Origin of the sequence: Pseudomonas sp. NPDC079086 (assembly GCF_044542155.1) — a bacterium.
Classification (GTDB): Bacteria; Pseudomonadota; Gammaproteobacteria; order Pseudomonadales; family Pseudomonadaceae; genus Aquipseudomonas.
In genome coordinates this window covers 31,510-54,377 of the sequence record NZ_JBITTY010000001.1, presented here as the reverse complement: position 1 = coordinate 54,377, position 22,868 = coordinate 31,510, and the positions used below count along the sequence as shown (strand labels likewise).

General features: G+C 60.5%; 20 protein-coding genes. 3 read left to right on the top strand and 17 right to left on the bottom strand.

What is annotated here, in order from left to right; all coding sequences use genetic code 11:
• Positions 1-3: 3 nt before the first annotated feature.
• The 4 genes from ACIGEK_RS00255 to rpsU form a co-directional block, all read right to left on the bottom strand.
• A complete protein-coding gene (locus ACIGEK_RS00255; RefSeq protein WP_397491412.1) occupies positions 4-3,738 on the bottom strand; it encodes a bifunctional diguanylate cyclase/phosphodiesterase in 3,735 nt (1,244 codons plus the stop codon).
• Positions 3,739-3,841: 103 nt separating this feature from the next.
• Positions 3,842-5,686 carry an RNA polymerase sigma factor RpoD gene (gene rpoD, locus ACIGEK_RS00250; RefSeq protein ID WP_397491411.1) on the bottom strand — a complete coding sequence of 615 codons (1,845 nt, stop codon included), beginning with the start codon at positions 5,684-5,686 and terminating at the stop codon, positions 3,842-3,844.
• Positions 5,687-5,753: 67 nt separating this feature from the next.
• Positions 5,754-7,730: a DNA primase gene (gene dnaG, locus ACIGEK_RS00245; RefSeq protein ID WP_397491410.1), complete on the bottom strand. Its 1,977-nt coding sequence runs from the start codon at positions 7,728-7,730 to the stop codon at positions 5,754-5,756.
• Between the two features lie 163 nt (positions 7,731-7,893).
• Positions 7,894-8,109 (bottom strand): 30S ribosomal protein S21, encoded by a 216-nt coding sequence (gene rpsU, locus ACIGEK_RS00240; RefSeq protein ID WP_003296736.1) that lies wholly within the window; start codon positions 8,107-8,109, stop codon positions 7,894-7,896.
• 204 nt (positions 8,110-8,313) lie between these two features.
• On the opposite strand from rpsU, the gene tsaD reads away from it, so the two are divergent.
• Positions 8,314-9,339 (top strand): tRNA (adenosine(37)-N6)-threonylcarbamoyltransferase complex transferase subunit TsaD, encoded by a 1,026-nt coding sequence (tsaD, locus tag ACIGEK_RS00235; RefSeq protein ID WP_397491409.1) that lies wholly within the window; start codon positions 8,314-8,316, stop codon positions 9,337-9,339.
• A gap of 35 nt (positions 9,340-9,374) precedes the next feature.
• Here the strand turns inward: tsaD and plsY are convergent, their stop codons facing one another.
• The gene (gene plsY, locus ACIGEK_RS00230; RefSeq protein ID WP_397491408.1) at positions 9,375-9,944 is read right to left on the bottom strand and encodes a glycerol-3-phosphate 1-O-acyltransferase PlsY; all 570 of its coding nucleotides are present in this window, start codon (positions 9,942-9,944) and stop codon (positions 9,375-9,377) included.
• A 74-nt stretch (positions 9,945-10,018) separates the two neighbouring features.
• Between plsY and folB the strand changes: the two genes are divergently transcribed.
• Entirely contained in the window at positions 10,019-10,375 is a 357-nt protein-coding gene (gene folB, locus ACIGEK_RS00225) for a dihydroneopterin aldolase (protein ID WP_397491407.1), read from the top strand.
• Complete coding sequence (gene folK / locus ACIGEK_RS00220; RefSeq protein ID WP_397491406.1) at positions 10,366-10,905, top strand: 2-amino-4-hydroxy-6-hydroxymethyldihydropteridine diphosphokinase; 540 nt, start codon at positions 10,366-10,368, stop codon at positions 10,903-10,905. The genes folB and folK overlap by 10 nt, the downstream gene beginning before the upstream one ends.
• Here folK and ACIGEK_RS00215 read toward each other — a convergent pair whose 3' ends face one another.
• The 12 genes from ACIGEK_RS00215 to rsmA form a co-directional block, all read right to left on the bottom strand.
• A complete protein-coding gene (locus ACIGEK_RS00215; protein ID WP_397493056.1) occupies positions 10,906-11,382 on the bottom strand; it encodes an OmpA family protein in 477 nt (158 codons plus the stop codon). It abuts the gene before it with no gap.
• Positions 11,383-11,408: 26 nt separating this feature from the next.
• Entirely contained in the window at positions 11,409-12,668 is a 1,260-nt protein-coding gene (locus ACIGEK_RS00210) for a diguanylate cyclase domain-containing protein (RefSeq protein WP_397491405.1), read from the bottom strand.
• On the bottom strand, positions 12,665-13,207 hold the full coding sequence (locus ACIGEK_RS00205; RefSeq protein ID WP_397493055.1) for a YfiR family protein: 543 nt from the start codon (positions 13,205-13,207) through the stop codon (positions 12,665-12,667). Before ACIGEK_RS00205 ends, ACIGEK_RS00210 begins: the two co-directional genes overlap by 4 nt.
• A gap of 202 nt (positions 13,208-13,409) precedes the next feature.
• Positions 13,410-14,642: a multifunctional CCA addition/repair protein gene (locus ACIGEK_RS00200; protein ID WP_397493053.1), complete on the bottom strand. Its 1,233-nt coding sequence runs from the start codon at positions 14,640-14,642 to the stop codon at positions 13,410-13,412.
• A gap of 109 nt (positions 14,643-14,751) precedes the next feature.
• Positions 14,752-15,264, bottom strand: a complete 513-nt coding sequence (locus tag ACIGEK_RS00195; RefSeq protein ID WP_397491404.1) for a hypothetical protein — start codon at positions 15,262-15,264, stop codon at positions 14,752-14,754.
• Positions 15,265-15,326: 62 nt separating this feature from the next.
• Entirely contained in the window at positions 15,327-16,895 is a 1,569-nt protein-coding gene (locus tag ACIGEK_RS00190; RefSeq protein WP_397491403.1) for a SpoVR family protein, read from the bottom strand.
• Complete coding sequence (locus ACIGEK_RS00185) at positions 16,892-18,163, bottom strand: YeaH/YhbH family protein (protein ID WP_397491402.1); 1,272 nt, start codon at positions 18,161-18,163, stop codon at positions 16,892-16,894. Before ACIGEK_RS00185 ends, ACIGEK_RS00190 begins: the two co-directional genes overlap by 4 nt.
• Before the next feature lie 99 nt (positions 18,164-18,262).
• Complete coding sequence (locus ACIGEK_RS00180; RefSeq protein WP_275962392.1) at positions 18,263-20,185, bottom strand: PrkA family serine protein kinase; 1,923 nt, start codon at positions 20,183-20,185, stop codon at positions 18,263-18,265.
• Positions 20,186-20,459: 274 nt separating this feature from the next.
• Positions 20,460-20,789, bottom strand: coding sequence for a thiosulfate sulfurtransferase GlpE (gene glpE / locus ACIGEK_RS00175; RefSeq protein WP_397491401.1), 330 nt, complete (start codon positions 20,787-20,789; stop codon positions 20,460-20,462).
• Positions 20,786-21,607, bottom strand: a complete 822-nt coding sequence (locus tag ACIGEK_RS00170; protein ID WP_397491400.1) for a symmetrical bis(5'-nucleosyl)-tetraphosphatase — start codon at positions 21,605-21,607, stop codon at positions 20,786-20,788. Before ACIGEK_RS00170 ends, glpE begins: the two co-directional genes overlap by 4 nt.
• The gene (gene apaG, locus ACIGEK_RS00165; RefSeq protein ID WP_397491399.1) at positions 21,607-21,987 is read right to left on the bottom strand and encodes a Co2+/Mg2+ efflux protein ApaG; all 381 of its coding nucleotides are present in this window, start codon (positions 21,985-21,987) and stop codon (positions 21,607-21,609) included. The genes ACIGEK_RS00170 and apaG overlap by 1 nt, the downstream gene beginning before the upstream one ends.
• A gap of 41 nt (positions 21,988-22,028) precedes the next feature.
• Positions 22,029-22,832 carry a 16S rRNA (adenine(1518)-N(6)/adenine(1519)-N(6))-dimethyltransferase RsmA gene (gene rsmA, locus ACIGEK_RS00160; RefSeq protein ID WP_397491398.1) on the bottom strand — a complete coding sequence of 268 codons (804 nt, stop codon included), beginning with the start codon at positions 22,830-22,832 and terminating at the stop codon, positions 22,029-22,031.
• Between the last annotated feature and the right edge of the window lie 36 nt (positions 22,833-22,868).

Sequence of the window (22,868 nt, the reverse complement as noted above, 5' to 3'; positions counted from 1 at the left end):
GGATTATACCGGTGCCTTCTCGGCAGCGCCAACCGAATGGCGCGGGGTGAGGAAGTTTTGTGCGAAGGCGTCCGCATGAATAGCGCGGCTGATGACAAAGCCTTGGATCTGCTCGCAGCCTTCGGCGGCGAGGAACAGCTCCTGGGCTTTGGTTTCTACCCCTTCGGCGATCACGGTCAGTTGCATGCTGCGGCCCAGGGCGATGATGGCGCGCACGATGGCAACATCGTTGCTGTCATTGGGCAGGCCGCGTACGAAGGATTGGTCGATTTTCAGGGTGTCGACTGGCAGGCGCTTGAGGTAGCTGAGGGAGGAGTAGCCGGTGCCGAAGTCGTCGATGGCCAGTTGAATACCCAAGTCTTTCAGTTTATGGAGCAGATTCAGCGCTTCTTCGGCCTGGTTCATGATGAAGCTTTCGGTGATTTCCAGCTGCAGCAGTTCTGGGGCCAGGTCGTGGTCTTCCAGCAGGCTAGAAATGCGTACCAGCAAGTGCGGCTGGCGCAGTTGCACGCCGGTCAGGTTGACCGACAGCGGACCGAATGGGGCGTGCTGTTGTTGCCATTGCTGCATTTGCCAACAGGCCTGGCGCAGTACCCATTCGCCGAGGGCGATGATCAGGCCGGTTTCTTCGGCCAGGGGAATAAAGCGATCCGGCGGGATTTCGCCGAATAGCGGGTGATGCCAGCGCACCAGTGCTTCGGCGCCGATCAGGCGGTTGCTGCTCAGGCTGCGCTTGGGTTGGTAGTAGAGTTGCAGTTGTTCCAGTTCGATGGCGCGGCGCAGTTCGCGTTCCAGGGCCATGCGTTCGGTGGCCTGGAAGGTCAGGTCGCGGGTGTACAGCTCCACACGGTTGCGCCCGCGCGCCTTGGAGCGGTACATGGCGGCGTCGGCATTTTTCACCAGGGTAGCGACATCGTCGCCGTCATCCGGGTAGCGGCTGATGCCGATGCTGGCGCTGATAAACAGCTCCTGTTCGTCGAACTGGAAGGGCAGGCTGAAGCAGTCGAGCAACTTGTGCGCGACCAGCTCGGCATCGCCATCGTGCAGCAGGCCGGGTAGCAGGATGATGAATTCATCACCACCGAGGCGGGCCACGGTGTCGATATCGCGCAGGTGGGTTTTCAGGCGCTCGGCAATGCTCTTCAGCAGTTGGTCGCCGACCGGGTGGCCGAGGCTGTCGTTGATATGTTTGAAGCGATCCAGGTCAATAAAAAGTACCGCGCCCATGCGCTTATCGATATGCGCGTCTTCGAGGGCGACGCGTAAGCGGGCCTCGAACAGCATGCGGTTGGGCAGGCCGGTGAGCGGGTCGTGATGGGCCTGGTGGTCGAGGCTGGCCTGGGCGTGCTTGAGCGAGCTGATATCGGCGAACACGCCGACAAAGTGAGTGATCTGCTGATCGCTGTCGCGCACGGCGCTAATGGTCAGCCATTCCGGGTAGAGCTCGCCGCTCTTACGCTTGTTCCATATCTCGCCTTGCCAGTGCCCTGATGCGCTGAGGTTGTGCCACATGGCGGCGTAGAACGCGCTGTCGTGGTTGCCGGAGGCGAGCAGGCGCGGCGACTGGCCGAGGGCTTCGGCTTCGCTGTAGCCAGTGATGGTGGTGAATGCGCGGTTTACTGCGGTGATGCGCTGCTGCAGGTCGGTGATCATCACGCCTTCGGCGGTGCTTTCGAAGACGGTGGCGGCCTGTTTCAGGTTTTCCTGCATCTGCTCGCGCTCGGTGATGTCGCGCGCGATGGTCAGCATGCAGGTGTCGCCTTCGATAGGGATCGGTTGTACCGACATCTCGCAGGTGCGCAGCGAGCCGTTGCGGGTGCGAATAATGGCGCGGAAGTCGCGCACCGAGCCGTGCTGTTGCACGTGCTCGAACATCCGGCTGCGGTCGCCCGGGTCGGCCCAGATGCCCAGTTGCAGGGTCGAGCTGTCGGTTGCTTCGTTGATGCTGTAGCCGGTGATGCGGCTGAATCCTTCGTTGACGTCCAGCAGCTGGCCGTCACTCAGGCGGGTGATCAGCAGGCCATCTGGCGAGGCATGGAAAGCTTTGGCGAATTTGTCCTCTGAAAGTTTGAGGCGCTGTTGGATGTCCTTCAGTTCGCTAATATCGCGCACCGCTACGACTAGGGTGCTGACATCATCCAGGGTGACTTTCTGGGCGGAAATCAGCGCGGTGAATTGACTGCCGTCGCGTCGCTGGAATGTGCCCTCAATGTTGTGTGTGCGGCCCTCGCGAAGTATTTCGAGAACGCGTGGGCCAATGCCTTGTTCGATCCATAGGTCCAGCTCTGAGCTGGTATGGCCAATAGCCTCGGCGGCGCTGATGCCGAACTGTTGCTCGAAGGTGTTGTTGACCGCCAGCAGGCGGCCATCGTGTACGTTGAGCAGAACGAGGATGTCGGGGCAGCTGTGGAAAACCGAGGCGAATTTCTGTTCTGAGAGGGCCAGCGCATGCTCAGTGCGTTTAGTGTCGGTAATGTCGATTAGCAGGCCGCGCATCATCTGCTCATCACCCTGTGGTGACAGGGTGATGATGTCGCGTACCCAGACTTCGCGGCCGTCGGCAGCGAGCATGCGGTAATCCATGCTGTGGTCACGTCCTGCCAGGGTTTCACTGCGGCAGTAGTTGAGGGTATGGGTCGCGTCATCAGGGTGCAGCGTGCGTTCGATAAAGCCGGGCTCTAGCCAGTCTTGAATGGGGTAGCCGAGCAGTCTTTCTGCCTGTGGGGCGACATACGTAAAGCGGAAGTCGCTGGGGTCCATTTGCCAGGCGATTGCATTCAGGCTTTCCACCAGGCCGCGGTAGTGCTGCTCGCTGTTGCGCAGCTCGCTCTCCAGCAAGGCGCGGCTGTGCATTTCACTGCGCAGGCGATGGTTGATGCGCAGGATGCTGAAGATGATTAGTAGGGCTGCCAACAGACCTGGCAGGCCAAACAGCAGCAGGCTTCGCCAGAACGGACGCTCATCAAGCGGATCACCCACCCAGCGCTGCTGGATGTCGGCGATTTCACTGGGGGTGAGTTCGGCCAGCAGTTTGTCGAGAATGCCGGCTAGGATCGTTTGATCCTTGGGTACGGCCATCGCCAGCTGGTAGCGATACGGGGTCTGGCCGCTGATGATGATGCCGTCGAGCTTGAGTTGACGCAGGTGCCAGACGCTGGAGGCGAGATCGCCGACCATCGCATCGGCTTGCCCGGAGGCCAGTGCTTGCAAGGCGGCTGCCACGCTGGGGCGTGGCCAGAGACGCAACTCTGGGTGTTTGTCGCGCAGCAGTTCGTGGGTGGCGTAGCTGTCGACCACGGCCACGCGCAGCCCTTGCAGTTCGCGCAGTCTGCGCGGTTGCGGGCCTTGCTCCTGACTAAGAATAACAATCGGGAAGTCGAGGTAGGGGCGGGTGAAGGTCAAGTACTGCTGGCGTTCGGGGGTGGCCATCAGGCTGGGCAGCAGGTGCAACTTGCCGGTTCTGGCGTCGGCCAGCACTTCGCTCCAGTTCTGTGCGGGCGCTGGGCGCAGAGTAATCGGCAGGCGTTGTTCAATCAGGCGCACATAGTCGGCGGCTAGGCCCTGGTACTGCTCGTCGGTGTCGATAAATTCGTAGGGTGGCCAGTCGCGGTCAACGCCCAGGCGCAGTTGCGGATGTTCGGCCAGCCATGTTTGCTCGGCGGGCGTCAGCTCAAGGCTGAGCGCGGGCACGGCCCAGCACGCCAGACACAACAGGAGGGTGGCTGCAACACGCGGCATGGGTTGACTCGTTCTCTGGGCTATTAGGGGAAGTGTAGACCGCCTGGCAGGCCTTGGTAGTTGCCCAGAATGCAAAACCCCCGGCAGGCCGGGGGTTCTGGTGTTACTCGTCGAGGAAGGAGCGCAGGTGCTCGCTTCTCGTCGGGTGGCGCAGCTTGCGCAGCGCCTTGGCTTCGATCTGACGAATCCGCTCGCGGGTTACATCGAATTGCTTACCGACTTCCTCAAGGGTGTGGTCGGTATTCATGTCGATGCCGAAGCGCATGCGCAGTACCTTGGCTTCACGCGCGGTGAGGCCGGAGAGTACTTCGCGAGTTGCTTCTTTGAGGCTCTCAACGGTTGCAACATCGATTGGCGACTGCATGGTCGAGTCTTCAATGAAGTCACCCAGATGGGAGTCTTCGTCATCACCGATTGGGGTTTCCATGGAGATCGGCTCTTTGGCGATCTTCAACACCTTGCGGATTTTATCCTCAGGCATTTCCATGCGTTCGCCCAGCTCTTCCGGGGTCGGTTCACGACCCATTTCCTGCAACATCTGCCGGGAAATACGGTTGAGCTTGTTGATCGTCTCGATCATGTGCACCGGAATACGGATGGTGCGGGCCTGGTCGGCGATCGAGCGAGTGATCGCCTGACGAATCCACCAGGTGGCATAGGTCGAGAACTTATAGCCGCGACGGTATTCGAACTTGTCCACCGCCTTCATCAGGCCAATGTTGCCTTCCTGGATCAGGTCGAGGAACTGCAGGCCACGGTTGGTGTATTTCTTGGCAATCGAGATCACCAGACGCAAGTTCGCTTCAACCATCTCTTTCTTCGCGCGACGGGCCTTGGCCTCGCCGATCGACATGCGACGGTTGATGTCCTTGATCTCTGCCAGCGTCAGCTCACACTCGGCTTCCAAAGCAGACAGTTTTTGCTGGCAGCGCTGGATGTCGCCTTGCAGGTTGCCAATGGCTTCGGCGTACTTAGCTTTGCCTTTGGCCAGGCCTGCGGACCACTCGACGTCGACTTCATTGCCTGGGAACAGGCGCAGAAAGTCTGCGCGCGGCATGCGGGCATCACGTACGCAGAGCTGCATGATGGCGCGTTCCTGGGCGCGTAGGCGCTCCAGTGAGCTGCGAACACGGACAACCAGAGCGTCGTACTGTTTAGGTACGAGTTTGATTGGCATGAACAGCTCAGCCATTTCTTTCAGCGCGGCAATGCCTTGCTTGCTGCTACGGCCGTGCTTTTTCAGGGCTTTCTTGGCAAGTTCGAGGGCGTCGCCAATCGCGGTGAAGCGGCGCAGGGCCTCTTCAGGATCCGGACCGCCGTCGCCTTCTTCTTCCTCGTCATCGCTGGAGTCAGCTTCGTCGTCGTCAGTTTCTTCGGCAGCATCGCCGTCTTTAACTGGAACAGGCGCAGCCGCTTCGGCGGGAACGATGCCGTCATCCGGATCGATATAGCCGTTGAGAACCTCAACCAGACGGCCGCCATCGGTAGTGACACGGGTGTACTCGGCCAGAATGCTGTCGACAGTGCCGGGGAAATGAGCGATAGCGCCCATCACCTCACGGATACCTTCCTCAATGCGTTTGGCGATTTCGATCTCGCCTTCGCGGGTCAGCAATTCCACGGTACCCATTTCGCGCATATACATGCGCACTGGGTCCGTCGTACGGCCGATGTCGGTCTCTACCGCTGCCAGCGCTGCAGCTGCTTCTTCAGCGGCTGCCTCGTCGGTATCGGCGTCGGCCAACATAAGGGCGTCCGCATCGGGAGCACTCTCGTGTACGGGGATCCCCATGTCGTTAATCATGCGGATGATGTCTTCCACCTGCTCCGGATCAGAAATATCTTCCGGTAGGTGGTCGTTGACCTCTGCGTAAGTCAGATACTTCTGCTCACGACCCAGGGTGATCAACTCTTTGATACGAGACTGCTGTTGCGCTTTTCCGGACATAACACCCTATCCACTGAAGGTCTTGGCGGGCAAAAAACAAGCCGCGGATTATACCCGAGTAACACCCCTAAGCGCCAGTTGGACTCGGGATTACCAGTGATGCATTACGGCTCAGCAAGCTGCGCAGCTGATCTTTCTCTTCTGCGCTCAACTCACTTTGACGGGCTTTGCGCAGCAAATGTTCCAGGCTGCGCTCGCGTTGGCGGGCTACTAGACTAGTTATAGTGTCGAAAAACTGTTGTTCAAGGTTGTCGGCTGAAATCAGCCATTCCTTTTCTGCCAGGGCGCGTAATAGGCGGCCCTGTTCGGTGCCGTGCCAGCGTGCGATCAGCTGCAGTGAGCGCAGGTTCGGGCTCTTCTGCAGGGCGCCAAGTAAGGCGACCAACAGTTGTGCGTAGGTATCGTCTTCGGCAGCGAAATGGCTAACATCTTCGACCTTCTGCGCCAATTGCGGGTGGTGCAGCAGGGTGCGCAATGCGCTCAGGTGTGGCGATTCGACGCTGACCGCAGTGCGTGGTGCGCGCGGTGCGAACTCGCCCTGACCCTTCTTGCTCCACTTGCCGCCATCTTTTTTCCAGTTGCCCTTGCCTTTGTTGCGCTCAAATTCCGGGGCGGGGCTGGGGTTTTCGTATTCGTTGCGGCTCGGCTCGACATCGTAATAGGCGCTGTCGGGAATTTCGGGGTAATCCGGGTAGTCACTGGGCGGTGCGCTGTTCTGGCTCGGCTGGCTGCTGCGCGCAGTTGGCGCCATTTGTTGCATGGCTTCGCCGGACAAGCCGGTGATTTCGCTCAGGCGCTGGCGCATCAGAGCGCGCAGGTTGTTGCCGGGGATCTTGTCGATCAGAGGTGCGGCCAGTGTCATCAGGTGCGCTTTGCCTTCCAGGGAGCGCGGGTCGGCTTCTTCGCTGAGTTGCTGGAAGAAGTAGTCGGCCAATGGCTGTGCGTGCTGGTTGATGCGGGCGCGGAAGGCGTCGGTGCCTTCGCTGCGGACCAGAGTGTCTGGATCTTCGCCATCGGGTAGGAATAGGAAACGCGCGCGACGGCCGTCTTGCAAGCTCGAAAGGGTGGCTTCCAGGGCGCGCCAGGCGGCGTTGCGCCCGGCGGCGTCACCGTCGAAGCAGAACAGTACGCTCGGTACTACGCGGAACAGGCGTTTGAGGTGTTCTTCGCTGGTGGCGGTGCCAAGGGTGGCGACGGCGTTACGCAGGCCTTGTTGGGCCAGTGCAATGACGTCCATGTAGCCTTCAACCACCATGATTTCGTCAAGGTCGCGGTTGTGCTTGCGCGCCTCGAACAGCCCGTAGAGCTCCTGGCCCTTGTGGAACACCGGGGTTTCCGGGGAGTTCAGGTATTTTGGCTTTTCATCGCCGAGTACGCGGCCGCCAAAGGCAATCACCCGGCCGCGGCTGTCGCGGATAGGAAACATGATGCGGTCGCGGAAGCGGTCATAACGTTTGCCGCTTTCGGCGTTCTCCACCAGCAGGCCGGCGTCGATCATCGCCTTCTGTTGCAGGCTGTCGCTAGCCAGGTGCTTGAGCAGGTTGTCCCAGCCGGGTGGGGCGAAGCCCATGCCGAAGTCGCGGGCGATCTCGCCGGACAGGCCACGGCCTTTCAGGTATTCAATTGCGGCTTTGCGCTGCGGATGGCTTTTCAGTGCCTGCTTGTAAAACTCGGCGGCGGCAGTCAGCAGCGGGTAAAGCGGCGAGTCGGTGGGCTGGCGTGGCTTGTTGTTACGTCCGCCTTCCTCGCGTGGCACTTCCATGCCGGCGCGCTTGGCCAGGTCCTCGATTGCCTGGGGGAAATCCAGTTGATCGTGGTCCATGACAAAACCCAGGGCGTTGCCGCCGGCGCCGCAGCCAAAGCAGTAATAGAACTGTTTGTCCGGGCTGACGCTGAACGAGGGGGTTTTTTCTTTATGGAAGGGGCAGCAGGCGGTGTAGTTCTTGCCGGCCTTTTTCAGCTGGATGCGTGAAGCGACCACGTCGACGATGTCGGTGCGGTTGAGCAGATCATCGATAAAAGACTGTGGGATCAGGCCGGCCATAGGCGCTCAGGATACTGTCATGCGCTGGGGCAGAACAGGTCGGGCAAAAACTAAAAGACTCCGATCGTCACCCGGAGGTGGCGCGGAGTCTAAAAGCGAAACCCGGCCGAAGCCGGGTATCAGGCGTTGCTTGTAGGCAATCGTGCAGGCGAGGCTGCGGCGATTAGTACAGGCGAACGCTGCGGCGCTGCTCGCGCTGCACTTTCTTGGCGTGACGCTTAACAGCGGCTGCTGCTTTACGCTTACGCTCGGAAGTCGGCTTTTCGTAGAATTCACGGCTGCGAACTTCAGCCAGAACACCGGCTTTTTCGCAGGAGCGCTTGAAACGACGCAGAGCTACGTCGAAGGGTTCGTTCTCTTTAACTTTGACGGCTGGCATCCAGGGCTTACCTTCTTTATTACCGGGGGTAACGTTACTCCTGGCAGATGGCGCTGGAGAACGTAGGTTTTTAAGGGTTGCGGATGTTACCGCCTCATCGCGAGGAATGCAAAGCCTCTGATCGAAAAGCGCTGGCCGGCTCGCGGCAGCGGCCATTATCATGCGCGCCTTCGAAGTTGCACACACTACTACAAGGCACTGCCCATGCTGGTTCTGGGATTGGAAACCTCCTGCGACGAAACCGGTGTCGCGCTCTACGACAGCGAGCACGGCCTGCTGGCCGATGCGCTGTTCAGCCAGATTGATCTGCACCGTGTGTATGGCGGCGTAGTGCCGGAGCTGGCCTCGCGCGATCACGTCAAACGCATGCTGCCGTTGATCCGCCAGGTGCTCGCCGAGGCCGGTAAGGACAACTCCGATATCGATGCCATTGCCTACACCGCAGGCCCTGGTCTGGTCGGTGCGCTGCTGGTAGGCGCGTCCTGCGCGCAGGCGCTGGCCTTTGCCTGGGACATTCCGGCGCTGGGCGTACACCACATGGAAGGCCACTTACTGGCGCCGATGCTGGAAGAGCCGCCGCCGCAGTTTCCGTTCGTCGCTTTGTTGGTGTCGGGCGGGCATACCCAGCTGGTTCGCGTCGATGGCATCGGTCAATACCAACTGCTCGGCGAGTCCCTGGATGATGCCGCGGGCGAGGCCTTCGATAAGACAGCCAAGCTGATGGGCCTGCAGTATCCCGGCGGCCCGGAGATTGCCCGCCTGGCGCTGAGCGGCACGCCTGGGCGCTTCAAATTCCCACGGCCGATGACTGATCGGCCTGGGCTGGAGTTCAGCTTCAGTGGCCTGAAGACCTTTACCCTGAACACCTGGCAGCAGTGCCAAGCTGCTGGCGATAACTCCGAACAGACCCGCTGTGACATTGCCCTGGCATTCCAGCAGGCAGTGGTCGATACCCTGACCATTAAATGCAAGCGTGCTCTGAAGCAAACTGGGTTGAACAACTTGGTCATCGCTGGCGGTGTGAGTGCCAACCAGGCGCTGCGTCAGTCGCTGGAAAAGATGCTCGTTGAGCTGAAGGGCGAGGTGTTCTACGCCCGCCCGGCGTTCTGCACTGATAACGGCGCGATGATCGCCTACGCCGGTTGCCAGCGTTTGCTGGCGGGGCAGCATGAGGATTTGAGCATCAAGGTGCAGGCGCGTTGGCCGATGGAGCAGCTGCCGGCGCTGTGAGCGCGGGCGTGCTGAGCCGGATTCACCTGGTCGATTTAGAAATGCCGCTCACGGCCGGCGAACAGATCGCGTAAATTGCCGCGATGGCGCCAGACGATCAGGCCGGTCAGTACGCAAACGGGAAGTAAAGCGTCGGGTTGTTGCCAGGCCAGCAGTGGCAGGGTCAGTGGCGTGGCGATCAGTGCGGCCAGTGAACTGGTGCGGGTCAGGACAAACGTTAGTAGCCAGGCGGCAACGGCCAGCAAGGCGGCGGGCGGGTAAAGTCCCAGGAGCATGCCGGCGGCCGTGGCGACACCTTTACCGCCACGGAAGTTGAAGTACAGCGGATACAGGTGGCCGATAACGGCTGCCAGGCCGACCCAAGCTTGCTGCTGCAGGCTGAAGTCGAGCAGGTTGGCGATCTGTATCGGCAGCAGGCCTTTGAGCAGGTCGCCGATCAGCGTGAGAATGGCCAGGCGTTTGCCGGCGACCCGGAACATGTTGGTGGCCCCGGGATTGCCCGAGCCACTGGCGCGCGGGTCCGGTCCGCCGGCCAGGCGGCTGAGCAGAATGGCGAAGGACAACGAGCCGAGCAGGTAGGCGAGGGACGCCAACAGCCAAAACATGGTATCCATTCCGGGGCAAGGGAGCCCTGATTCTAACTAGGTGCGGCAGCCTTGTCGTGCCACGGAGAGCGTGCTTGGACACAGTTTTTATCGAGGGCCTGGAAGTCGATACGGTGATCGGTGCCTACGACTGGGAACGCACCATTCGCCAGTGTTTGCGCTTGGATCTTTACCTGGGCTGGGATAACCGTCCTGCCGCCGCCGGTGATGAGCTGGACAAGGCGCTTGATTACGCCAAGGTCTCGCAGCGGATTCAGGCATTTGCCAGCGAGTCGCAATTTATCCTAGTGGAAACCTTTGCCGAGCGGCTCGTCGAGTTACTGATGAGCGAGTTCCAGATTCCCTGGGTACGACTCAAGCTGACCAAGCCCGGCGCGGTGCCGGCGGCCAGTGGTGGGGTCGGTGTGGAGATCGAGCGCGGATGTCGCTAACTCGCGTTCTACTCGGTCTGGGCAGCAATATTGGCCGCGAAGCGCACCTGTGCGCGGGCCTCGATGCGCTCGCCTGCCTGCTCAGTGACATGCGCTGTTCGCCGGTCTTCGAAAGCCAGGCGGTGGGCATCAAGAGCGGGCCGTTCTTCAACCTGGTGGTGGCCGGCTACAGCGACCTGCCGCTGGGTGAGCTGGATCGTCGGCTGAAATTTATCGAAGCCGACAACGGCCGTTATGCGCCTGAGCGTAGGGGGTTGCCGCTGGATATCGACGTGCTGTTGTATGGCGATCTGGTTGGCAACTTCGACGGCTTGATCCTGCCGCGTGCAGAAATCCTCAAGAACGCCTTCGTCCTCTGGCCCCTGGCTCTGCTGGTGCCGGATGCTCTGCATCCAGGCGTGCAGCGCAGCTTTGTCGAACTCTGGCAGGCCGCTCAGATTGACCAGCAGCTGTGGCCAGTAGCCTTCAGCTGGCGTGAGCAGCAGCTGACGCCGGCGGCGCTATGCGCCGAGTTTCCGGCCAAACCCTGATCAGGGCGTGCTGACGATAATCGCCACGCGGCGGTTTTCGCTGCGCCCTTCGGCGGTGTTGTTGTCGGCAATCGGTTTGCTCTGCCCCATGCCGTATGTCGCAATCAATTGCGCATCCATGCCTGCGCCTTGCATTACGGCTGCTACCGTCTGGGCGCGGCGTAGCGACAGCTGTTGGTTATAAACCGCCACACCGACATTGTCGGTGTGGCCCTCCAGGCGCACCTGCTGAATACCGACGCCAAGCAGCGCCTGGGTGATTTGCGTCAGTTGTACAGTGCTGGCGCTGGAGACGACTTCCGAGTCGGTATCGAATAGCACTTTGCCGGAGAGGCCGAGTTCCCAGCCGTCTTCGGTCCACTGGAAACCATGGCTTTTGAGCAAGGCCACTTGCTCGGCACTGAGGCCTTTGGGTGTGCTCTGGCAGCCGCTGATGAGCAGTGCCGCGCCGAGCACGCCGATAAAGATCAATCGCATTAAGCTGCGCAAGATGAAGCTCCTTTTCAGTTGGTAAGTGAGTCCTGGCTTTTGGCCATGGTTCGCCCGCCCTGGCTGCGTTTGGCGTGATACATGGCGACATCTGCCTCGTGTACCAAGGCTTCAGGGTTGTCGGCGTGCTCCGGGTAGAGGGCGATGCCGATGCTCAGTGAGGTGGTGATGCTGCCGCCTTCGGGCAGGGCGATAGGCTCGTGCATGCTGTCGATGATCTTGTCGGCGATCAGCACGGCATCGTCTTCGTGGTGTATAGGTTTGAGCAGCACGGCAAACTCGTCGCCGCCCAGGCGTGCAACGGTGTCGCCTTCACGCAATTGGGCGCGCAGGCGCTGGGCAATGGCGATCAGCACCGCATCGCCGGCGGCGTGGCCGAGCTGATCGTTGATTTCCTTGAAGCGGTTGCTGTCGAGAAACAGCACGGCCATCTGCGTCTGGCTGTCGCGGGCCTCGCGCATGCTGCCGAGCAGGCGCGATTCGAAGAAAGCGCGGTTGGGTAGCCCGGTAAGGGCGTCGTGGCTGGCCTGGTGTGCTAGCGAGGCGTTCTCGCGCTCCAACTGATGCTGCCAGGCCTCCAGTTGGTCGAGCAGGGCGTTGAAGTCCTCGGCCAGCTCGTTGAGGTCGGCGATATGGGTAGCCGGTACGCGTTGGTTGAAGGTGCGCTCCACGGAAATGTTGTGCGCCACTAACGACAGGTTACGCAGCGGCTGAGTAATTGCTCGCTGTATGCGCTTGGAGCCATAGGTGGCTCCCAGGGCGCTGAGTGCCAAACTGGCCAACAGGCCAAGCAGTCCGCCGATCAGAAAGCGCAGCAGGGTGGTGCCTTGGCCGCTGAGGTGCAGCGCGCCGATCTGTTGCCCTTGATAGGTGATGGGTTGAACCACTGTATCCGGCAGCAGCAGGCGGGCGATCGATTGTTCGGCGTTGCTGAGTACGGTGTTACTGGGTGCGTCCAGGCTGGCGAGCAGCGTGCCGTCTTTATCGAAGACCGCGACCTGGGCGATTTCCTCGGTCTTGCAGATCTGCTCCAAGGCGTCACGCACTGCCGCGCGGTCGTTGAACACCACGGCAGCTTCCAGGGTATAAGCCAGGGAGCGGGCGATCAGTTGCAGGTTATGGCTGGCGTAGGTGCTGAGCGCCAGCAGGCTGACGAGGGTCAGTGACAGGCTGGTCAGGCCCATGGCCAGCAGCGCGACACGCAGGTGGGCGTTATGCAGCAGGCGGCGCAGGCTTGGGCGCTGCTGGATGACTTCGGGCTTTCTGCGATTCATGGTTGCGGTCCTGCGCGCTTGCCCAGCTGCAGCACGTTCGGGTGGATGCGAATGCCGCTACGCGCGACGGCATCGAGGTTGACCTTGAATCCCACATGTTCATCGCTGATACCCAGGCAGAACAGGCTGCCTTCGCTGCAGGCCTGGCTGCTTTCGCTGATAGTCAGGATGGGTTTGCCGACCAGGCGGCTGAACAGGGCAATCCGCTGGCTTTCCTCGAGCACTCCGAGGTAAACGGCTTCGCAGTCGGTTTCCAGCAGTGGGCTGTCGATCAGCAGGCGTTTGGCCTCTACAGGCTGGCGGGACTCCAGCTCGTGGTTCTGCCACAGCAAGTCAGCGTACTCAGTTGGTGCAATCACACACAGGCGCAGCGTTTCTGGCTGCTGCGGCCAGCGCGCATAACTGAGGATGCCGTGCACCACATGGGCAACCTGAGTGGCGCGCAGCGTGGCGCTGTCCGCGTCGCTCGATTCGGCGTGGGCCGGTATCGGCAAGAGTGCCAGTAGGGTGCAGCAGAGAACTTTTCGGTTGGCGCGCATAAACACTGGACGATTCAGGTACAAGGTATAGGTCTCCGGCGTGGCCTGTTCGGCGCTGATGCGACGCGCGTTGACGCGTGGCGAGGCAGGCTCTTTTAAGTAAAGCTCACATGCTTATATTTTGGCGTCAAAATTTATGCGTGATATGGCTGGAGGCCTAGTGCTGCAAGGCCTGCAGCCTATCAGTGTGCTGCGCGTAACGCTACGGTTGAGGGTGGTTCTGGCGAAATTGTTGAAGCGCCTGCAGGCGTTCTTCTTGTAGTGCGCTGCCCAGTTCGGCCCCTTGCAGGCCGCGCTCGAGCAGCGGTTGCACAGCCACTGCACGGGCGGCGTGCATGGCGGCGCGCAGGTAGTCCGCTTGCGGGTAGGCGCGTTGTTCCAGGCCGAGGCGGCCGCGGGCGTCCATTTCACAGGCGGCAATAAACTCTTCGAAGCGCTGCGGGCGGCGGAACACATCGAAGCCTTGCAGCAGCTTGAGCAGGGTCGAGGCTTTCAGCTCCAGGGCGCGATGGCCGTGGGTGTGGAACTCGCCGACCTGCAGGGCCAGTTCCTGACAATCCTTGGGTGCCTTGCAGCGCTGGTTGATGGCGCGGATCAGCTTCAGCCCGGTGTGTTCGTGGGCGATATGCCGGGGCCATTCGGCCTCGGGTGTCAGGCCTTTGCCGACATCGTGCAGCAGGCAGGCCCAGCGTACGGTCAGTGGTTGCTGGTGTTCGGCGCACTGGCGCAGCACGCTGAGTACATGTTCGCCTGTATCTATTTCCGGGTGATGGGCGGCCGGCTGCGGCACGCCAAACAGTGCGTCGACCTCGGGCAGCAGCTCGCGCAGCGCGCCACAGTCGCGTAGCACCTGGATAAACACATCCGGGCGCGGCTCCATCAGCGCACGGGAGATTTCCTTCCAGCTGCGTTCGGGCGTCAGCGCGTTGAGTTCGCCGGACTCGCTCAGTGCACGCATCAGTGCCATGGTTTCCGGCGCAACCGTAAAGCCCAGAGGCGCGTAGCGGGCGGCAAAACGGGCAACGCGCAGCACGCGCAGCGGGTCTTCGGCGAAGGCGGGAGATACATGGCGTAGCAGCCGAGCAGCGAGGTCGCGCTGGCCACCGTAGGGGTCGATCAGCGTGCCGTGATCGTCCTCGGCCATGGCATTGACGGTCAGGTCGCGGCGGATCAGGTCTTCTTCCAGGGTTACTTCCGGGCTGGCAAAGAAGGTAAAGCCGCCGTAGCCGCGCCCGCTTTTGCGCTCGGTGCGGGCCAGGGCATATTCCTCGCCGCTCTGCGGATGCAGAAACACCGGGAAGTCCGCCCCCACCGGGCGGTAGCCCAATTCGAGCATCTGTTCGGCGCTGGCGCCGACCACTACCCAGTCGATCTCGCTGACCGCGCGGCCTAACAGGCGATCCCGTACTGCGCCGCCTACTTTGTAAATCTGCATCATGGTTCCTCCGCTAAGTGCGGAGGATAGCGGCTGGCCGCTGACGAGGGGTAGCCTGGATGCAGTCCTGAGAGTTTTTCAGTGCGAGATCCGGGCTAGGAACTACCTGCTAGAGGGCTGCTTCGGGAATCTGCTGCAATAGTACTAGGGTGGCGCGTTCGAGCAGTTCGGCGCTGTCCTTGGCTGGGCTCAGGCCGGTGCTGATCAGACCCTCCCAGAGGATGTGCTGTTCTGGGGTGGTTAGGCGGATGCGCAGGGTGCCAGTTTCATCGCGCAGACGATGGATGGCCTGGTAAGGGCCGAGCGGGGTTGGTGGGGCAGCATCAGCTTTGAACTCCAGTGGACTGTCCTGCACGGCCAGCCAGTAATACACCTGAATCTCTGCCTGCGGGTTGGCCTGGTAACCGCGCGCGCTCAAACCTGCACGCAACAATTGCTCAAGCTGAGCATAGCGCTCGGCAAATGGCACGTGACCTGCTACTGCCTGTTCGGCAGCGATCAGGCTGAAGCTGCGTTTGCCTGTCAGCTCTGCGCTGGCGGGTGTCAGCACCTGGGCGCGTGGCAACTGGCTGCTGCAGGTGGCCAGCGCCAGGCACAGCAGTAATACGATAAACAAACGCATCGGCAGATTCCTGGTTGGCCTGCTGCGCATGCTGGTGCTTGGCATCGTGGGTGCGCAACCGATCAAATGGGCGGGATCATCAGGTCGAGGCGTGGGTAATCGCTGTCATGTTCGGCTTCATGCTTGGGCGGTACATGCTGGGTGCCGATCAGCTGTTCACCCTGGTACATCTCCAGGTGGATATTGAAGCCCCATAGGCGGTGCAGGTGTTTCAGCACTTCCTCGGTTGAGTTGCCCAGCGGTTTGCGGTCGTGCTGTTGGTGGCGCAGGGTCAATGAGCGGTCGCCGCGGCGGTCGATACTCCAGATCTGTACATTGGGCTCGCGGTTACCGAGGTTGTACTGCGCGGCCAGGGTTTCACGAATCTGCTGGTAGCCGGGTTCGTCGTGAATCGCCGGGACGTACAATTCGTCTTTCTGGTCGTCATCGAGAATGCTGAACAGCTTGAGGTCGCGGATCACCTTGGGTGACAGGTACTGCAAAATAAAGCTCTCGTCCTTGAAGCTGTTCATGGCGAACTTCAAGGTACTCAACCAGTCGCTGCCGGCGATCTCCGGGAACCAGCGGCGATCTTCTTCGGTAGGTTCTTCGCAGATGCGCCGGATGTCACGGTACATGGCAAAGCCCAGGGCGTAAGGGTTGATGCCACTGTAGTAGGGACTGTCGAACGGTGGCTGGTAGACCACGCTGGTGTGCGACTGCAGGAACTCCATCATGAAGCCTTCGGTGACCAGGCCTTCGTCATACAGGTCGTTCATCAGGGTGTAGTGCCAGAAGGTCGCCCAGCCTTCGTTCATCACCTGGGTTTGGCGCTGTGGATAAAAGTACTGGGCGATCTTGCGCACGATACGGATGATCTCGCGCTGCCAGGGCTCCAGAAGCGGGGCGTGCTTCTCCAGAAAGTACAGGATGTTTTCCTGCGGTTCGGCGGGGAAGCGCTTGCTGTCCGTGTCACTGCCCTTGCTGGCGTTTTTCGGGATGGTGCGCCAGAGGTCGTTGATCTGCTTTTGCAGGTGTTCTTCGCGGTCTTTCATGCGCCGCCGTTCTTCCTCGGCAGAAATCGGGTAGGGGCGTTTGTAGCGGTCGACGCCGTAGTTCATCAAGGCGTGGCAGGAGTCGAGCAAGTCTTCCACCGCGTCGATGCCGTGGCGTTCCTCGCATTGCATGATGTACTGCTTGGCGAACACCAGGTAATCGATGATCGAGCTGGCGTCGGTCCAGGTGCGGAACAGGTAGTTACCCTTGAAGAAACTGTTGTGGCCGTAGCAGGCATGGGCGATCACCAAGGCCTGCATGCAGATGGTGTTTTCTTCCATCAGGTAGGCGATGCATGGATCGGAGTTGATCACGATCTCGTAGGCCAGACCCATCTGCCCGCGCTTGTAGCCTTTCTCAGTGCTGAGAAAGTGCTTGCCGTAGGACCAGTGGTGGTAGCCCAGCGGCATGCCGACCGAGGCATAGGCGTCCATCATCTGCTCGGCGGTGATCACCTCGATCTGGTTGGGGTAGGTGTCCAGGGCATAGCGTTCGGCGATGCGACCGATTTCGCGGTCGTACTGACGGATCAGCTCGAAGGTCCATTCCGAACCGGTGGAGATCGGCTGGCGGCGCTTGTCTTTGCTGGTGCTCATGTGGCTAGCCTCCGCTGGAACAGGTCGCGGAATACCGGGTAGATGTCGCCGGCCGATACCAGCTGCTGCTGGGCAAAGGTGTCGGCGAAGGCCTCGCTGACTTGTTCATACTCAAACCACAGCGCCTGGTGCTCGCGCGGGGTGATCTCGACGTAGGTGAAGTACTGCACAAACGGCATGATCTGATTGATCAACAGATCGCGGCAGACGGGGGAGTCGTCATTCCAGTTGTCGCCATCCGACGCCTGGGCGGCATAGATATTCCATTCGTTGATCGGATAGCGCTCGGTCATGACCTCGTGCATCAATTTGAGGGCGCTCGAGACAATGGTGCCGCCCGTTTCCCGCGAATAGAAAAATTCCTCTTCGTCGACCTCTTTGGCGCTGGTGTGGTGGCGGATAAACACCACGTCGATCTTGTCGTAGTTCCGTTTGAGGAACAGGTACAAGAGGATGAAGAAGCGTTTGGCGATGTCCTTGGTCGACTGGGTCATCGAGCCGGACACGTCCATCAGGCAAAACATCACTGCCTTGGAGCTGGGGTTAGGCTGTTTAACCAACAGGTTGTACTTGAGGTCGAAGGTGTCGAGGAAGGGGATGCGCTTGATCCGTGCGCGCAGTTTGCTGACTTCCTCTTCCAGTGCCTGGATATCGCCAAGGTTATCCGGCTGCTCCAGCTTCAGACGTTCCAGTTCGGCTTGTGCGCTCTTGAGTTTGTTGCGGCTGCTGCCGGACAGTGCAATACGCCGGGCGTGAGCCGAGCGCAGGGTGCGGACGATATTGATGCGTGACGGGTTGCCTTCATTACTGATGCCGGCGCGCACGCTCTTGAAGGTGTCGCTGCCGGTCAGGTGGCGTTTGATCAGGTTGGGCAGCTCCAGGTCCTCGAACATAAAGTCGAGGAATTCTTCCTGGGTGATCTGGAAGACAAACTCATCCATACCTTCGCCGGAGTTGCTTGCCTTGCCTGCGCCCTGGCCACTGCCACCGCCTTGCGGGCGGGCAATCTTCTCGCCGGTAGTGAACTCGCGGTTACCGGGGTGCACGGTGGTCTGGCGGCCGCCGCGGCCGTGGTGCAGCACCGGCTCGTCGATATCGCGGCCGGGAATACTGATCTGCTCGCCGTGCTCCATGTCGGTAATGGAGCGGCGGCTGACCGCCTCTTCGACGGCCTTCTTGATATGGTCGCGGTAACGCCGCAGGAAGCGCTGGCGGTTTACCGTGCTCTTGTTTTTGCCGTTCAGGCGTCGGTCGATTACATGGCTCATAACTGCCCTCCGTGCGCTGCAGACATCAGGCGCAGCGAGTACAGGGCGGCGTTAGTTGCGCGCCCTGTACCCACTGGCGGCCTGTCGCGTCAGGCCGCGTTATTGCGATTTACGAACCCGCAGATACCACTCGGACAGCAGGCGTACCTGCTTGTCGGTGTAACCGCGCTCGACCATGCGAGTGACGAAGTCGTTGTGTTTCTGTTGATCCTCCTTGCTCGCCTTGGCGTTGAAGCTGATGACCGGCAGCAGGTCCTCGGTGTTGGAGAACATTTTTTTCTCGATCACCACACGCAGCTTTTCGTAACTGAGCCAGGTTGGGTTTTTGCCGTTGTTGTTGGCGCGGGCGCGCAGCACGAAGTTGACGATCTCGTTGCGGAAATCCTTCGGATTGCTGATACCGGCAGGTTTTTCGATTTTCTCCAGCTCCTCGTTTAGTGCTACGCGGTTGAGAATCTCGCCGGTTTCCGGGTCGCGGTACTCCTGATCCTGAATCCAGAAGTCGGCATACAGCACGTAGCGGTCGAAGATGTTCTGCCCATACTCGCTGTAGGACTCGAGGTAGGCGGTCTGGATTTCCTTGCCGATGAATTCGATATAACGCGGCGCCAGGTACTCCTTGATAAAGCGCAGGTAACGCTCGCGCACTTCGGCGGGGAACTGTTCCTGCTCGATCTGCTGCTCCAGCACGTAGAGCAGGTGTACTGGGTTGGCGGCAATTTCGTGGGGATCGAAGTTGAATACCTTGGAAAGGATCTTGAAGGCGAAGCGGGTCGACAGGCCGTTCATGCCTTCATCGACGCCAGCGGTGTCGCGGTATTCCTGAATCGACTTGGCCTTGGGGTCGGTGTCCTTTAGGTTTTCGCCGTCATACACGCGCATTTTCGAGTAAACGTTGGAGTTCTCCGGCTCCTTCAGGCGGCTGAGGGTGGAGAACTGCGCGAGCATCTTCAGTGTGTCTGGGGCGCAATGGGCTTTGGCCAGGGAGCTGTTGAACAGCAGCTTGTCGTAAATCTTGATCTCGTCGGTTACGCGCAGGCAGTACGGCACCTTGACGATGTAGATGCGGTCGATGAACGCCTCGTTGTTCTTGTTGTTGCGGAAGCTGTGCCATTCCGATTCGTTGGAGTGAGCCAGCAGGATGCCGCTGTAAGGAATCGCGCCGAGGCCTTCGGTGCTGTTGTAGTTGCCTTCCTGGGTGGCGGTCAGCAACGGATGCAGCACCTTGATCGGCGCCTTGAACATCTCGACGAATTCCATCAGGCCCTGGTTGGCTCGGCACAGCGCGCCCGAGTAACTGTAGGCATCGGCGTCGTTCTGTGGGTATTCCTCGAGCTTGCGAATGTCTACCTTGCCGACCAGGGCGGAGATGTCCTGGTTGTTCTCATCGCCCGGCTCTGTCTTGGCGACGGCGATCTGGTTAAGGATCGAGGGATAGAGCTTGACCACGCGGAATTGGCTGATATCGCCACCGAACTCCTGCAGACGCTTGGTCGCCCAGGGCGACATGATGCTGTTGAGGTAGCGCCGTGGGATGCCGTAATCCTCTTCGAGGATGGCGCCGTCCTCGGCATCGCTGAACAGGCCGAGTGGCGACTCGAATACGGGCGAGCCCTTGATCGCGTAGAACGGTACTTTCTCGATCAGGTGCTTGAGCTTTTCCGCCAGGGACGATTTGCCGCCGCCCACCGGGCCGAGCAGGTAGAGAATCTGTTTCTTCTCTTCCAGGCCCTGAGCGGCATGGCGGAAGTAGGAGACGATCTGGTCGATGCACTCTTCCATGCCGTGGAAGTCGGCAAAGGCAGGGTAACGGCGGATCACCTTGTTGGAGAAGATGCGCGACAGCCGTGGATCGGTTGAGGTGTCGAGCAATTCAGGCTCGCCAATGGCCAGTAGCAGGCGTTCGGCCGCCGATGCGTAGGCGCTACGATCCTGCTTGCACAGTTCGAGGTACTCTTGGAGGGAAAACTCCTCCTGGCGAGTCGCTTCGAAACGTTGTTGGAAGTGGCTGAAAATACTCATGACTTCACCTCGCTCGATGCGCAGAGCCGGTGCGGGATCGGTCAGGTGCTTGGCAGCTCCGGTGCGGATACAGCCGGGATAACCCCCCAGAACACCTAATAGTCTTACCGATGGCCCGATGCCGTTTGGCCGGCTCTACCTTGTTTTGGATGGCCTGAGACAAAGGATAGTTCGGAATCGGCGGGGGCAAGGGGCGCGCAACGATAACAGGATATTACCGTTGGTCGGGAGGGGCCGGCAGGCCGCTGCTGGTGCGGCCTGGCCGTTGAAAAAATTATTCTTCGGACGCTTGTGCGGTATCGCCAGGGAAGGTCGCACGCCACAGCTCGAAACCGCCATCGAGGCTGTACACATCACTGAAGCCCTGGCCGACCAGGTAGGCCGCTGCACTTTGGCTGGAGTTGCCGTGATAACAGGCAACAATCAGCGGCGCATCGAGATCCGCCTGGGTGATAAAGGTATGCAGCGAGTGGTTATCGAGGTGCTGTGAGCCGCTGATATGGCCGGCGGCGAAGCTCTGTGGATCACGGATGTCGACCACCACTGCGCCCTGCTGACGTAAGGCCTGAGCCTGCTCGGGGGGGATGCGTTTAAATTCGCTCATGCTTGCTCCTTACAGTCGCAGGTGTATTTCTCGCCGCTATCAATGTTCATCAAGGTCATGCTCGCACCCCAGACGCAGCCGGTATCCAGGGCAATCACGTCGGGTTCCGTGGATTGCCCTTCGAGCGCTGCCCAGTGGCCGAAGATGATCCGTTGGCCGCGGGTCTTGCGCTGCTTGTAGCTGAACCAGGGCGCGTAGCCCGGTGGTGCACTGCCGACGCCTTCCTTGCTCTTCAGGTCGAGGGTGCCGTCGGCTTTACAGAAGCGCATGCGGGTGAAGTAATTGGTGATCACCCGCAGGCGGGTTACGCCATGCAGGTCGCCGTCCCACTTGGCGGGCTCGTTGCCATACATACCGTCGAGAAACAGCGGCATGAGTGCATCGTCACGTAGGGCTGCCTCCACTTCGGCGGCGCGTCTGAGCGCTTTGTCCATGCTCCACTGCGGCGGGATGCCAGCATGCACCAGAGCGGTAGCGCGGGCTTCGTCGAAATGCAGAAGCTTCTGCCTGCGTAGCCAGTCGAGCAGATCGGCAGCATCCGGTGCGTCGATGATCTCGCGCAGGGTGTCGCCTCTTTTCAGGCGTTCGATATTGTGCGCCACGGCCAGAAGGTGCAGGTCGTGATTGCCCAGTACGCAGGTTAGCGCGTCACGAATGTTGTAGAGAAAACGCAGCGTCGCCAGAGACTCGGGACCGCGATTGACCAGGTCACCGACCAGCCACAGTTTGTCTTGTGCCGGGTCAAAGGCCACGCGTTCAAGCAGGCATTGCAAGGGCTTTAGGCAGCCTTGCAAGTCGCCAACGGCGTAGGTGGCCATCAGTGCAGCGAGCCCGGCACCGCGAGACGGAAGGGCGCGATCAGGGCGTCAAAGCGTTTGCCGTCGTCGGCGAGCATCTGATAGCTGCCCTGCATAATGCCCACGCGGGTGGTCATCACCGTGCCGCTGCTGTAGGTGTGACTGGCGCCGGCTTCAATCAGTGGCTGCTGGCCGATCACGCCGGCACCGCGTACTTCCTGCACGCGGCCATCGCCATCGGTAATCACCCAGTGCCGCGAGAGCAGTTTGGCCGGCAGTTCGCCGTTGTTGCTCACCGTGACAGTGTAGGCGAAGGCAAAGCGGTTCTGCTCCGGCTGCGATTGCTCCGGCAGGTAGCGGGTAACGACGCTGACGTCGATGTTGTAGCGCGAATCGCTCATGCGTAATTAACTCGGTAGGCAGAAAACCAGTCTAGCCGTTGTCAGTCGGTGTTGGGTTGTTCGGCCAGTTTGTCCGCCAGGCGTACAAACGCAGCCAGGTCCAGTTGTTCAGGGCGCAGGCTGCCATCCACACCTGCCGCTTCGATGGCATCGGCCGGCAGCAGGGCCTTGAGAGTATTGCGCAAGGTCTTACGGCGCTGGTTGAAGGCTTCGCGTACCACGCGTTCGAGCAGGTGATGGTCCTTGGCCGGATGAGGCAGCACTTCGTGCGGCACCAAGCGGACGATCGCCGAGTCGACCTTGGGCGGCGGGTTGAACGCGCCGGGGCCGACGTTGAACAGATGTTCCACGCGGCAGTGGTACTGCACCATGATTGACAGGCGACCCCAGTCGCCGCCACCAGGCTCGGCGGCCAGTCGCTCGACCACTTCCTTCTGCAGCATAAAGTGCATATCGCGAATCAGCGTGGCATTGCTCAACAGGTGGAATATCAGTGGCGTGGAGATGTTGTACGGCAGGTTGCCGACCACGCGCAGGCTGTGTGGCGCGGCCTGCAGCTGATTGAAGTCGAACTTGAGGGCATCGCCTTGGTTCAGGCGAAAACGCGGATTGCTGCCGAACTGGTGTTGCAGGATTGGCACCAAGTCGCGGTCGAGCTCAATCACGTCGAGCTGCGCGCCGCTGTTCAGCAGGCCTTCGGTCAGTGCGCCCTGGCCTGGCCCGATTTCCAGCATGTGCTCACCTTCGCGGGCGTGGATGGCGCGCAGAATGCGATGAATCACCCCGGCGTCATGCAGGAAGTTCTGGCCGAAACGCTTGCGCGCGCGGTGTTGGTATTCGGACATGCAGCAGCTCCAGGCTTCAAAGCATCGGCTTGAAGC